This window comes from Mycobacterium sp. NGS17, from assembly GCF_059813205.1.
Genome location: NZ_JCALED010000010.1, coordinates 100382 through 113346, shown reverse-complemented (window position 1 = coordinate 113346; position 12965 = coordinate 100382). Strand labels below are relative to the sequence as shown.

The 12965-nt window shown below is 68.8% G+C and carries 12 protein-coding genes and 1 pseudogene; 6 read left to right on the top strand and 7 right to left on the bottom strand.

The features are described from left to right. Positions 1-4 precede the first annotated feature (4 nt). Positions 5-2326, bottom strand: coding sequence for an MMPL family transporter (locus tag AC5Y7E_RS20615; protein ID WP_499950570.1), 2322 nt, complete (start codon positions 2324-2326; stop codon positions 5-7). 309 nt (positions 2327-2635) lie between these two features. On the opposite strand from AC5Y7E_RS20615, the gene AC5Y7E_RS20610 reads away from it, so the two are divergent. Beyond that, positions 2636-2758, top strand: a complete 123-nt coding sequence (locus tag AC5Y7E_RS20610) for a hypothetical protein (RefSeq protein WP_156655929.1) — start codon at positions 2636-2638, stop codon at positions 2756-2758. Positions 2759-2902: 144 nt separating this feature from the next. On the opposite strand, the gene AC5Y7E_RS20605 is transcribed toward AC5Y7E_RS20610, so the two are convergent. Further along, a complete protein-coding gene (locus AC5Y7E_RS20605; RefSeq protein WP_499918279.1) occupies positions 2903-3667 on the bottom strand; it encodes a 3-hydroxyacyl-CoA dehydrogenase in 765 nt (254 codons plus the stop codon). A 48-nt stretch (positions 3668-3715) separates the two neighbouring features. After that, on the bottom strand, positions 3716-4798 hold the full coding sequence (locus AC5Y7E_RS20600; protein WP_499950569.1) for a CaiB/BaiF CoA transferase family protein: 1083 nt from the start codon (positions 4796-4798) through the stop codon (positions 3716-3718). 119 nt (positions 4799-4917) lie between these two features. On the opposite strand from AC5Y7E_RS20600, the gene AC5Y7E_RS20595 reads away from it, so the two are divergent. After that, positions 4918-5730 carry an enoyl-CoA hydratase gene (locus AC5Y7E_RS20595; protein WP_499950568.1) on the top strand — a complete coding sequence of 271 codons (813 nt, stop codon included), beginning with the start codon at positions 4918-4920 and terminating at the stop codon, positions 5728-5730. Between the two features lie 89 nt (positions 5731-5819). After that, complete coding sequence (locus AC5Y7E_RS20590) at positions 5820-7211, top strand: DUF2867 domain-containing protein (protein ID WP_499950567.1); 1392 nt, start codon at positions 5820-5822, stop codon at positions 7209-7211. On the opposite strand, the gene AC5Y7E_RS20585 is transcribed toward AC5Y7E_RS20590, so the two are convergent. Together AC5Y7E_RS20585 and AC5Y7E_RS20580 are read right to left on the bottom strand one after the other, a co-directional pair. Next, complete coding sequence (locus AC5Y7E_RS20585) at positions 7174-7896, bottom strand: CPBP family intramembrane glutamic endopeptidase (protein ID WP_499918283.1); 723 nt, start codon at positions 7894-7896, stop codon at positions 7174-7176. The genes AC5Y7E_RS20590 and AC5Y7E_RS20585 overlap by 38 nt on opposite strands. Further along, entirely contained in the window at positions 7893-9041 is a 1149-nt protein-coding gene (locus AC5Y7E_RS20580) for an NAD(P)H-binding protein (RefSeq protein WP_499918284.1), read from the bottom strand. The genes AC5Y7E_RS20585 and AC5Y7E_RS20580 overlap by 4 nt, the downstream gene beginning before the upstream one ends. 72 nt (positions 9042-9113) lie before the next feature. Between AC5Y7E_RS20580 and AC5Y7E_RS20575 the strand changes: the two are divergent. The 3 genes and pseudogenes from AC5Y7E_RS20575 to AC5Y7E_RS20565 form a co-directional block, all read left to right on the top strand. Then, positions 9114-9254 (top strand): annotated as a pseudogene (locus tag AC5Y7E_RS20575) (type III polyketide synthase); the annotation flags it as partial. Positions 9255-9307: 53 nt separating this feature from the next. Continuing rightward, positions 9308-9808 carry an isoprenylcysteine carboxyl methyltransferase family protein gene (locus tag AC5Y7E_RS20570; RefSeq protein WP_499918285.1) on the top strand — a complete coding sequence of 167 codons (501 nt, stop codon included), beginning with the start codon at positions 9308-9310 and terminating at the stop codon, positions 9806-9808. Continuing rightward, positions 9805-10821, top strand: coding sequence for an NAD(P)/FAD-dependent oxidoreductase (locus AC5Y7E_RS20565; protein WP_499950566.1), 1017 nt, complete (start codon positions 9805-9807; stop codon positions 10819-10821). Before AC5Y7E_RS20570 ends, AC5Y7E_RS20565 begins: the two co-directional genes overlap by 4 nt. On the opposite strand, the gene AC5Y7E_RS20560 is transcribed toward AC5Y7E_RS20565, so the two are convergent. Both AC5Y7E_RS20560 and AC5Y7E_RS20555 read right to left on the bottom strand, forming a co-directional pair. Then, complete coding sequence (locus AC5Y7E_RS20560) at positions 10822-11625, bottom strand: crotonase/enoyl-CoA hydratase family protein (protein ID WP_499918287.1); 804 nt, start codon at positions 11623-11625, stop codon at positions 10822-10824. Next, positions 11622-12770 (bottom strand): thiolase family protein, encoded by a 1149-nt coding sequence (locus AC5Y7E_RS20555; RefSeq protein ID WP_499950565.1) that lies wholly within the window; start codon positions 12768-12770, stop codon positions 11622-11624. The genes AC5Y7E_RS20560 and AC5Y7E_RS20555 overlap by 4 nt, the downstream gene beginning before the upstream one ends. Between the last annotated feature and the right edge of the window lie 195 nt (positions 12771-12965).

Below are 12965 nucleotides of genomic sequence, written 5' to 3'. Positions count from 1 at the left end.
GGCGTCAACCGATGTTGGCCGCCGGCTCGGGGAGTTCGGCCGGTCCTCGCGTCGGTTCGAGGCTTTCGACGGTCGCGTCTGCCGCTTTCTCGCTGATGCCGAACCGGTCGTGCAGCCACGCCAGGGGTCTGGGCGCCCACCAATTCCATCGGCCCATCACATGCATGAAGGCCGGGACGACCACCATCCGCACCAAGGTGGCGTCGGCGAACACGGCGAGCGTCAGGCCGAGGCCGAACATCCTCATGAACGAGACGTGGGCCGCGATCAGCGCGGCGAACGACATCGACATCACCAGGGCGGCCGCGGTGATCACCCGGCCGGTGCGGGCGACCCCGAGCGCCACGCTCTCGTCGTTGGCGGCGTGGGCCTGCCTCGCCGTCGGCTTCGCCGGTCGGGCGGCGCCGGACGCCAGCCAGTACTCGCGGATCCGGGAGAGCAGGAACACTTCGTAGTCCATGGACAAGCCGAAGGCGATGCAGAACAGCAGCACCGGCATGTTCGCCACCAGCGTTCCGCTCGGCGTCGTTCCGAGCGCACCCAGATGGCCGTCCTGGAAGATCCACACCAGCGCACCGAACGCCGCCGTCAGCGACAGGACGTTGCAGGCCAGCGCCTTGGCCGGCAGCAGTAGGCTGCCGGTGAGCAGGAACAGCAACACGAAGGTGATCGCCGCCATCAACCCAAGGACCAGCGGAAGCCGGTCGGTTACGGCATCGACGCTGTCGCGGTTGACCTGCGCCAGGCCGCCCATCTCGACGGCTCGGCCGACGGGCCCGGGCACCGCGTGCAACCGCTTCAGCTGGGTGTCGTTCGCCTGGGAAAACAGCGGCGCCGCGCTGCTGACGGTCAGGAACGCGCTGCCGCCGGCCAGCCCGGCGGGCCCGGCGGGCGGCCCCACGCGATTGCCGGCCGCGAAGGTGCCGCCGGGGCTTGACACCGCCGAGACGTCGGCCACCCGCGACAGATCGGCGGCGTAGGTGTCGAAGTCCGACGGGCCCAGGCCGGTGGCATCGGGGATGACGACGGACACCGACGTGGCCGAGTCGTGTGCGAAATCGTTGCGCAGCAGGTCGCCGACCTGATGCGACGACGCCGACCGCGGCAGCACCCGATCGTCCGGGAAGCCCCACGTCACCCGCAGAAACGGATACCCGAGCAGCAACAACAGGGCGACTACCGAGAGGCCGACCGGCGCCCAGCGGCGCATCACGAATCTGGTGGACCGATACCAGAACGATTGCTCGACCGGGCGATGCGCCGGCGCGGGGCGCCGCGATATCCGCCGCGCCAGGCGGCGCACGTCCAGGGCGTCCAGCCGGGGCCCCAGCAGGACGAGCGCGGCCGGGGTGATCACGATCGAGGCGGTTGCGACGAAGGCAACGGTGGCCACGCCGGCGTAGGCGAACGACTTGAGGAAGTACATCGGGAACGCCACCGTCGCCGACATCGACAACGCCACGGTGACCGCGGAGAACAGCACGGTGCGGCCGGAGGTGGCCATGGTCCGGATGAGCGCTTCGTCGCGGGTGTGGCCCTCGGCCAACTCGTCGCGATAGCGGCTGACGATCAACAGGGTGTAGTCGATCGCCAGGGCCAGGCCCAGCGCGGTGCTCAGGTTCAGGGCGAAGATCGAGACCTCGGTGGTGTAAGTGATCAGTCGCAACACCGACATCGAGCCGACGACGGCCAGCGCGCCCAGCGCCATCGGCAGCGCCGCCGCCAGCAGCCCGCCGAACACCCAGATCAACACCAAAAAGCTCAGCGGCAGGGCGATCATCTCCATCACCAGCAGGTCGGCCTGGTTCTGCGTGTTGATCTGCGCGTACTGCATCGCCGCACCGCCCGCCCGCACGGTGACGCCGTCACGGTCGTGGATGAACTGATCCGCCAACGTCTGGGCGTTGCGCTGGGCGTAGTCCTCGCCGCCTTTGAGGTTGACCACGATGAGTCCGGACTTGCCGTCGCGGCTGACGAGGTCCGCCGCAGCTGGTGGGGGCGCGGTCCACGGCGAGGAGACGTTGTAGACGAGTGGGGACTTTCGCAGCCCGTCAACGAGGTCGGTGCCCACCTTGCGGGCCGCTTCGCTGTTGGTGCCACCCGGCGCGGTCACCAGGATCAGCACCTGCTGGCCGCTCTGGCCGAACTTGTCGCTCAACACGCTGATGGCGCGGCCCGACTCGGAGTTCGGGTCTTGAAAGCCACCGGGCGACAGGCTCTTGGCGACGGGGACGCCGAAGACGGCGGCGGCGATGAAAACCAGGACACCGAGGGCGATGATGCGCCGCGGCGCCCTGATCGCAAGCCGGGCGGTTTTCTGCAGCATTTCGGGCCCTTCCGCCGCCGGTGCCCCGTTGCGCTGGCCGCTCGCTGGTCCGCGACAACGTAACAAACGCTAATCTGCACACGTCGAACAGTGCACTGCCTTTAACACGCAGGGCCCGCCCGAACCGTTCAATGTGCATTTTCAAACCGCTCGGACAATAAGAGTCCGGCCAGAAAATGTGCGACAAGTAAGCAGCTCACGGCCCAAATCGCGTGGTGGGCGACCGGCAACCTACTGGCCGGTAAATTGCCAAGGTTTTCCGAATCGTGACTCAAAGATTCCTTAATGGTGGCCCATACGCTCAGTGTCATGTGGATCGACGACACAAGTGCCGACGTCATCAAAGTTGACTTCGATGCCCTCTACCACGGCGACGTCCTGGTGGAAGGCGAGACCTCGGAGCAGTTCGACGAACTGCAAGCCGCGAGCTGAGGCAACCATGAGCATGCTTGCCCGGCTGTTGATGGCCGAACCGAACGTCAGTCGATGGTTCCGCAAGTAAGCATTGAGTCTGGTTAGCACGAAAGCCCCCCGCCGGTGCGGGGGGCTTTCGTTTTGTCCGGGGGGCCGTGCGGCTCATCGAGGCGCCATGCGAATGGCGCCATCCAGGCGGATGACCTCGCCGTTGAGCATCGGGTTCTCCACGATGTGGACGGCCAAGGCGCCGTATTCGTCGGGATCACCCAGTCGGGCCGGGTGCGGCACCTGCTTGCCCAGCGACGCCTGCGCCTCCTCGGGCAGCGATCCCAGCAGCGGGGTCTTGAAAAGGCCCGGCGCGATGGTCACCACGCGGATGAGCTCGCGCGACAGGTCGCGCGCGATCGGCAGGGTCATGCCGACGACGCCGCCCTTGGACGCCGAATAGGCCGCCTGGCCGATCTGGCCCTCGAACGCGGCGACCGAGGCGGTGTTGATGATGACGCCCCGCTCTGGGCTTGTTTCGGGACCGATGGCTTCCGTCTTGGCGATGCGCTCGGCGGCCAGCCGCAGCACGTTGAAGGTGCCGATCAGGTTGACCCCGATCACCTTCTTGAAGCCGTCCAGCGGGAACGGGCCGTCCTTGGACAGGGTCTTGATGGCGTTGCCGATGCCGGCGCAGTTGACGTTGATCCGCAGCGTGCCCATCGACTCCGCGGCGTCCAGGGCCTTGCCGACGGCGGCCTCGTCGGTGACGTCGGCCTCGACGAAGCGAGCGCGATCGCCCAGCTCACGGACCGCTTCTTCGCCACGCAGGTCGATCACGACCACCTGGGCGCCGCGGTCGAGCAGTCGTTTCGTGGTGGCCAGGCCCAGGCCTGACGCTCCCCCGGTGACGACGGCAACGGCGTCTTTGATCTCCATCCGAGTCCTTCCCTGATCGCTTGAGTCCAGCCAACTGGTTGGTTGGGACTATACCCATTCCCTGAGAACAGCTTCGGGGTCGGTCACCGGCGCCGCGGGCCGCGGCGTCTCCGGCGCGGTACGGGAGAACCGCGGCGCCGGTAGCGGCTGCAAGCCGCCGTTGACCTCGTAGAACGTGTCGCGCTCGGTGATGTGCGGCTCGGTCTGAACCTCGCCGAAGGCCAGCACGGGCGTCACGCACGCGTCGGAGTCGGCGAACACCTTGGCCCAGTGGTCGCGGTCCTGGCTTGCGAACTTCTCCGTCAGCAGGGCCCGCAGCTCGGGCCAGCGGCCGACGTCGTTCTGGCCGGGCAGGTCGGCGCCGTCCAGGCCGAGCCCGGCCAGCATGGCGGCGTAGAACTGCGGTTCGATGGCGCCGACCGCGACGTAGCGCCCGTCGGCGCATTCGTAGGTGTCGTAGTAGGGCGCGCCGCCGTCGAGCAGGTTGGTGCCGCGCGCGTCGGTCCACATCCCGGACGCACGCATCTGCCACATCATCTGGATCAGCACGCTCGAGCCGTCCACCATCGCGGCGTCGACCACCTGGCCCTTACCGGAGGTCTGCCGCTCCCATAGGGCGGACAGGATGCCGAGTAGCAGGAACATGGAGCCGCCACCGAAATCACCGACCAGGTTCAGCGGCGGGACCGGCCGCTCGTTCGCCCGGCCGATGGAGTGCAGGATGCCGTTCAGAGAGATGTAGTTGATGTCGTGGCCCGCCTGCTGGCTGCGCGGGCCGGTCTGGCCCCAGCCGGTCATGCGGGCGTAGACCAGCCTGTCGTTGACCTTGGCGCAGTCCTCGGGGCCCAGGCCGAGCCGCTCGGTGACGCCCGGGCGGTAGCCCTCGATCAGCACGTCGGCTTTGGCGATCAGTTTGAGGACGAGGCCGCGTCCTTCGTCGGACTTCAGGTCGGCGGTCACCACCCGCCGGTTGCGCATCATGGCGTCCTTGGCGACTCCACCCGGCCCCGAGGAGGGGCGGTCGATGCGCACGACGTCGGCGCCCAGGTCCCCCAGGATCATGGCGGCGTGCGGGCCGGGGCCGATGCCGGCCAACTCGACAACACGCAGTCCGTTCAACGGTCCAGCCACGATCCACCGACCTTTCGTCCGCTTTGACGCCCTTGACCGTTGTCACCAAACAACCAGTCGTTCGACATCTTCGCAGCCGCGCCGCAGGACCGCGCACCCCGGTCACTTATGGTGAGCCGATGACTACTTCGGCGATCGCCACCCTGACACCCGTCGCGGGCCTTGACGTCACGCTGTCCGACGGCGTTCTGTCGGTGACCATCAACCGGCCCGACAGCCTGAATTCGCTGACCGTTCCGGTGATCACCGGACTCGCGGACGCGATGGAGTACGCGGCCACCGACCCTGAGGTCAAGGTCGTGCGACTGGGCGGCGCCGGACGCGGCTTCAGCTCCGGTGCGGGCATCAGCGCCGACGACGTCTCCGACGGCGGCGGCGTGCCACCGGACGAAATCATCCTCGAGATCAACCGGCTGGTGCGCGGGATCGCCGCGGTGCCGCACCCGGTGGTCGCTGTGGTCCAGGGACCCGCGGCCGGCGTCGGCGTCTCCATCGCCCTCGCGTGCGACGTCGTATTGGCTTCGGAGAGCGCGTTTTTCATGCTCGCCTTCACCAAGATCGGGTTGATGCCCGACGGTGGGGCGTCGGCGTTGGTGGCGGCCGCGATCGGCCGGATCAGGGCCATGCAGATGGCGCTGCTTCCGGAGCGGCTGACCGCCGCCGAGGCCTTGTCGTGGGGCCTGGTCACCGCGGTCTATCCGGCCGGCGACTTCGATGCCGAGGTGGACAAGGTGATCGCCCGGTTGTTGAGCGGCCCGGCGGTGGCCTTCGCCAAGACGAAGCTGGCGATCAACGCGGCCACGCTGACCGAGCTGGACCCCGCCCTGCAGCGTGAATTCGACGGACAGTCGGTGCTGCTGAAATCCCCCGACTTCGTCGAGGGCGCAACGGCCTTCCAGCAGCGGCGCACCGCCAACTTCACCGACCGGTGAAGTTGATGCGGTGATCGGCCGCAACGCTTAAGCAGCCTTCGATGAGGTAATCCTCGTCGTCAGACCCACTGACGAACGACGGAGGATCGATGCCCGAACAGGTGCGATGCCTGGTTACCGGAGCGACCGGCTACATCGGCGGACGCCTGGTCCCCCGACTGCTGGACGACGGCCATGACGTTCGGGCGCTGGCGCGCAACCCGGACAAGCTGGCGCAGGTGCCGTGGCGGCAACAGGCCGAGGTGGTCCGCGGCGACCTGGGCGACCTCGATTCACTGACCGCCGCGTTCGACGGCATCGACGTGGTCTATTACCTCGTCCACTCGATGGGTACCTCAAAGGATTTCGCCGCCGAGGAAACCCGCGCCGCCCGTAACGTCGCGACGGCCGCGCGGCGCGCCGGGGTGCGACGAGTGGTGTATCTGAGTGGGCTGCATCCCGAAAACCGCGATCTCTCACCACATCTCGCGTCACGCAGGGACGTCGGCGACGCGCTGATCGATTCCGGGGTCGAGACGGTGGTGTTGCAGGCCGGGGTGGTCGTCGGCTCGGGGTCGGCGTCGTTCGAGATGATCCGGCACCTCACCGACCGGTTGCCGGTGATGACCACGCCGAAATGGGTGCACAACAAAATTCAGCCGATCGCGGCGCGCGACGTGCTGTACTACCTGGCCGCGGCGGCTTCTCTTTCGAAGGCCCCGGTACCGGAGTCGCGCACCTGGGACATCGGCGGGCCCGACGTGCTGGAATACGGCGACATGATGCGGGTGTATGCCGGCGTGGCGGGGCTGGGCAAGCGCTACCTGATCGTGCTGCCGTTTCTGACCCCCACGATCGCCAGCCTATGGGTGGGGACGGTGACCCCGATCCCGGCCGGTCTGGCACGGCCGCTGATCGAGTCGCTGGAATGCGATGCGGTGATGCGCGATTCCGACATCGACGGCATCATCGCGCCGCCGCCGGGCGGGCTGACCGGCTACCGGCGGGCGGTCGAACTCGCGCTCGCCCGCGCCGCGCGTGGCGTCCCCGAACCCACCTGGGAATCGTTGCGGTCCGAACCGGCCGAGGCCCTGCCCACGGACCCGGACTGGGCGGGCGAGATCGTTTACACCGATGTTCGGACCGCCGCGACCGCCGCCGAGCCCGGCGACGTCTTCACGGCGGCGGAGGGCGTCATGAACTCGCGGGCGGCCGACTGGAAGGTCGACGAGCGCACGGCGGGAACCCTGTTGCGGCTGCGCTCCACCAAGCGAGCGCCGGGACGCGAGTGGCTCGAGATTGCGGTCACCGGCCAAGACGGTCGGGGCGCCCGTTATACGCAGCGCTCGATCTTCCTGCCGAGGGGTATCCCGGGGCGGCTGTACTGGTTCTTCGTCCGGCCCGCCCGCGTCGCCGCACGGCGCGCGCTGGCCCGCGAGGTCATCGCGTCAGCGGACGGAGAAGTCAGACGCCGAACATCGGGGGCAGCACGAGAACCATGATCAGCCCCCACACCAGATGGGTGAGCATCGGCGCCAGGACACCGCCGGTCGCCCGGCGCTCGAACGCGCACACCGTCCCCAGAATGATCGCGGCGAAGCCGAGCATCGGGTTGCCGCTGGCCAGCGTCGCGCACGTGTAGAGGACGGTCGAGATGATGATCGGATGGTGGCGGCCCAGGGCGGTGTAGAGCGCGCCGCGAAAGAACACTTCTTCGGCGACGCCGTTGATCAGTGTGATCGCCACGATCACCGGATACCACCCGTGGTGGGCGTAGAGCAGCACCCGGGTTATCAACTCCGCCACGGGGGTGATCTGCCGGACGATCAGCCCGCCCACCACGAAAGCCCCGCCCACCAGCAGGCCGACGCCCGTGCCGGTGAGGACCGGCCGCTGGTTGCGTCCCCGCCAACAGATGCCGCCGAGGTGCAGCGGGCCGGAGACCAGCGCTCCGGCGGTCCACACCGCCGCCAGCACCAGCGTCAGCCAGTAAAAGCTTGCATCCCCTGGATGCCGCCGCAACGAGAACCCGAGCACGCCGGCCCCGAGGACCACCGTGATGGCCACGATGACCCGCCGGCGCCGCACCACTCCGGGCGATTCGTTATGGGGCACAGCGACATTGGTGACCGCACGGCGTAATTCGGTGAAGACGCCGGCGTGATATTGACTCGCGGACTGGGTCATGCAGGGTGCACCTTCGGGGTCAGGGCGATCAGGATGTCGAGGCCGGTGCGCACGGCTCCGGCCATCGGGCCGGGAACCCTGTCGACCAGCCCCAGGGTCGGCCGCACGATCGACGGGGTCACCCGCCGGGCGAGCCGGCGGATGCGCAGCGCGTCGCCGCCGGCCCAGGCGGGATCGGTGTTGGCGAGGTGGTGTGGATCGGCCAGCGCGTTGACGGGACGCGGCCGATGCGTGGACTGGCCGGCCAGGGCCAGCGCGATGGACTCGTCGATGCCGAGCAGGCCGCCGGGCGGGTCGGGAACGCGATCGCGCAGCCCGCTGGCCGAAGCCACCATCGGGTGGTCCAGCGATTCGACCAGATCACCCGCCAGTCCCGGGGGCACCGGCAGGGCGACGCCCGTGATCAGCGAGGCCAGCGTGGTGTCGATCCTGCCGACCGGCAGTCCGGTGTGCCAGCGGCCGGAGACGCGTGAGTACGCCTTGAGCAGGTCCCGGTAGGACGTGGTGTCCGGGCCGGCGATGTCGTAAGCCCCGGCGGGCACCAGGTCGCGATCGGCCGCGGCCACGAGATAGTGCAGGACGTCGCGGATGGATATCGGGTCGATCGGGTTGTCCATCCAACTCGGGATCGGGATCAGCGGAAAACGATCGCCGACGTAGCGCATCATCTCGAATGACGTCGAGCCGGCGCCGATGATGATCGCAGCGCCCAGCCATACCAGCTCCGGGCCGTCCGGGATGGTGAGCGCCTCGGCCACCTCGGCCCGACTGGTCAGGTGCTCGGACAGATCCTCGTCCGCGGGCACGAAGCCGCCCAGGTAGACGATGCGTCGCACCCCGGCGTCGCGAGCCGCCGCCGCGAAGTTCGCCGCCGCGGCCTTGTCGGCGTCGCGAAATCCGGGCTGCCCGATCGCGTGCACCAGGTAATACGCCGTATCAACGGGACCGCAGCCGGCGAAGGCGGAGGCCAGCGTCTCGGGGTCGGCGGCGTCCAATCTCACCGGCGTGACGTCGTCGAACCAGCCGAACCGCTTGAGGCGCGCCGGGTTTCGCGTCGCCGCGATTACCTGATGCTGATCGTCCAGCAGCGCGGTGACCAGGCGTGATCCCACGTAACCGGTGGCACCGGTGACCAGAGCCCGCATATCGCAGACCCTAGCGGCCCGGCAGCGCGGCGGGCAGGTGAACCGGCGGCGCGGCGGCGCCGTCACCTCGACATGGAGGCATGCGGTGGTTTCGCCGCCTCGACGGGCGCTGCGCTGAGAGATTGGTCCATTGCCGGGGTTGCGGTGAAGTCTTCACCCAACCCCTATACCCAAACTGAAGCCATCCGCGCGCCGACCGACGTCGCCGATCCGCGGACGACGGTGCTGGTGCTGCCGGGCCGGCGGAGCTGGTAAAGACTGTAGCCATGTATTACCTGCTGGTCCTGGCGGTCGGACTCGAACGCATCGCGGAGCTGGTGGTTTCCACCCGCAACGCGCGCTGGTCGTTCACCCAGGGCGCCAAGGAGTTTGGCCGATCGCACTATCCGGTCATGGTGATCATTCACGGCGGGTTACTGGTCGGCTGCCTCGTCGAACCGTGGGCGCTGCACCGGCCCTTCATCGGGTGGCTGGGCTGGCCGATGCTGGCGGTGGTGGTGGCCAGCCAGGCATTGCGCTGGTGGTGCATCACGACGCTGGGGCGGCGGTGGAACACCCGGGTGATCGTTTTGCCGCGGGCCCCCTTGGTGCGTCAGGGGCCCTACCGGTGGCTGCACCATCCGAACTACGTTGCGGTGGTGGCCGAGGGGTTGGCGTTGCCGCTGGTGCATACGGCTTGGCTGACCGCCGCCGTCTTCACGCTGGCCAACGCCGCACTGCTCAGGGTGCGACTGCAGGTGGAGAACTCCGCGTTGGGTTACACGTGACCGATTACGATGCGGACCTGCTGATCGCCGGCGGCGGCCCGGCGGGCCTGGCGACGGCGCTACATGCGCGACGGCTTGGACTTTCGGTGATCGTGGCCGAGCCGCGGGACAGCCCCATCGATAAGGCGTGTGGCGAAGGGTTGATGCCCGGCGGGCTGGCCGAATTGACCTCGCTGGGTGTGGATCCCGTCGGCATGCCTTTTCACGGGATCGCTTACGTCAGTGAACGGGTGCGGGCCCAGGCGCGCTTTCGGGGCGGGCCGGGCCGCGGCGTGCGCCGCACCACATTGCATGCGGCGCTGGCCGCGCGCGCGAAAGAGCAGGACACCGATTGGATCCGCACGCGAGTGACGAGCGTGGCGCAGGACGCCCACGGCGTCTCCGCCGCGGGTGTGCGCGCGAAATGGTTGGTGGCGGCCGACGGCCTGCATTCACAGGTCCGGCGCGCCGCCGGGATCACGGCAACGGCGGGGGCGCCGCGACGCTACGGGGTGCGGAGGCACTACCGGGTGCCTGCATGGTCGGATTTCGTCGAGGTGTACTGGTCGCGCTGGGGTGAGGCGTACGTGACGCCGGTTGAACCCGATCTGGTCGGTGTGGCGATCCTGTCGCGTGGGCGGCCCGACCTGGCCTGGTTCCCGCGGCTGGCCCACCGGCTGCGCGGCGCCGCCTCGGGGCAGGCCCGCGGCTGCGGCCCGTTGCGTCAGGTGGTCTCCCGCCGGGTCGCGGGGCGAGTACTGCTGGTCGGGGACGCGGCCGGCTACGAGGACGCGCTCACCGGCGAGGGCATCAGCCTGGCGCTCAAGCAGGCCGCTGCGGCCGTCGACGCCATCGTCACCGACGCGCCGGCGTCCTACGAGCGGGCCTGGCACCGGATCACCCGCGATTACCGGCTGCTCACCCGCACGCTGGTGTTGGCGAGCTCGTCGCGGGCGGTGCGGCGCGCGGTCGTGCCGACCTGCACGCTGCTACCCGCGGTGTTCGGCCGCGGCGTCAACATCCTGGCGGGCTAGCTAGCGCGCCTGCCAGACCGGCTCCCGCTTTTCGGCGAACGCCCTCGGTCCCTCTTTGGCGTCCTCGGATTTGAGCAGGGCCTTCATCTCGCGCATGGTGCGTTGCCACCCCGGTTCGTCGCCCACCACGACGCCGTCATCGACGCCGTAGGCGACCCGCTTGCTGGCCTGCACCGACAGCGGGGCGTTGACGGTGATCCGCGCGGCCAGCGCCAGCGCGGCCTCCAGCACCGAGCCCTGCGCGACGACCTCGTTGATCAGGCCCCATTCGCAGGCGGCGGCCGCGCTGAGCGGTTCGCCGGTCAGCAGCAGCCGCATCGCCACCTTGCGCGGCAGCTGCTCGGCGATGCGGAAGACGCCGCCGGCGGCGGCGATCAATCCCCGCTTGACCTCAGGGAGGCCGAACTGCGCTCGCTCGTCGGCCACCACCAGGTCGCTGGCCAGTGCCAGCTCGGTGCCACCGCCGAAGGCGGTGCCGTTGACCGCGGCGATGGTGGGCTTGTCGATGAAGTGGTGGACGTATCCGGCGAAGCCCCACTCGGGATGCTCGGGGTGATAGATGTTCTCCCGGCGTGCGATCGCCTTGAGGTCGGCGCCGGCGCAAAACGATTTGTCCCCCGCGCCGGTGACCACCACCGCCCGCACCTCGGGGTCGCGCTGCGCCTCTTCGAGCGCGTCCCCGAGGCCGATGCTGACGGCGGCGTTCACGGCGTTGCGGGCTTCGGGGCGGTTGATGGTTATCACCATCACGTTGCCCCGGCGCTCGGCCAGGGCCCCCTTCTCAAGGGCATCGGCCTCGGTCACAACAGTTCCACGATGGTGGCGTTGGCCTGGCCGCCGCCTTCACACATGGTCTGCAAGCCGTACTGAATTCCCTTGTCCCGCATGTGGTACAGCAGGGTGGTCATGATCCGGGCTCCGGACCCGCCGAGCGGGTGGCCCAGTGCGATCGCGCCGCCGTTGGGGTTGAGCTTCTTCTCGTCGGCGCCGATGTCCTTGAGCCACGCCAGCGGAACCGGCGCGAACGCCTCGTTGACCTCATAGGCGCCGATGTCGTCGATCGACAGCCCGGAGCGCTTGAGCGCCTTCTGCGTCGCGGGGATGGGCGCGGTCAGCATGATCACCGGGTCCGCGCCGGCCAGCGCTGCGGTGTGCACCTTGGCGATCGGCTTGAGCCCCAGCTCCTTTGCCTTTTCGGCGGACATGAACAGGATCGCCGCCGAGCCGTCGGAGATCTGCGACGAGTTGCCGGCGTGAATCACGCCGTCTTCCTTGAACGCCGGCTTCAGCGAGGCCATCTTCTCCATCGGCGTGCCGCGTCGGATGCCTTCGTCCTTGAGGACCACGTTGCCGTCGGCCACGCTGATGCCTACGATCTGGTCATCGAAGGCGCCGGCATCCTGTGCGGCAGCGGCCTTTTCGTGAGAATCGAGAGAGAACTGGTCGAGCGCGGTGCGATCGAACCCCCACTGCTCGGCGATCATCTCCGCGCCGATGCCCTGGTTGGGGATCTGGCCTTGGTAGCGGTCCAGGAATGCCTGGGGATACGGGCGCCCGCCGTTGGCCAGCGATGCGCCCATCGGGGTCCGCGACATCGACTCGACACCACCGGCGACGACGACGTCGTAGTGCCCGGCGATGACCCCGGCGGCGGCGAAGTGGATGGACTGCTGGCTGGAGCCGCACTGGCGGTCCACGGTCACGCCCGGGACGGTCTCGGGCCAGCCTGCCGTCAGCAGGGCGGTGCGGCCGATGTCGAGGGCCTGCTCACCGGCCTGCATGACGCAACCCCAGATGACGTCGTCGACCAGGCCCGGATCGACGCCGGCCTTGTCGACCAGGCCGTTGAGCACCTGCGCGGACAGATCCGCCGCGTGTACTCCGGACAATCCGCCGTTGCGCTTGCCGATCGGTGAACGCACTGCCTCGACGATGACGGCCTCAGCCATGGTCTTGTCTCCTTTGACATGTGGACTTCGAAAAGAGTGGAGTCTTGCCGTTGATTGTCGACCAAGGGGTTGGGCGGGCGAAGCCCGGGGTGCCGTGGGGTGTTCGGTTCTCGCCGCGATTGCGAACGGGATTCGGCGCCGCCGCCCGACTCAACCGAAATTGCCGCCACGGTCGCGATGGGTCTGAAACCGCGG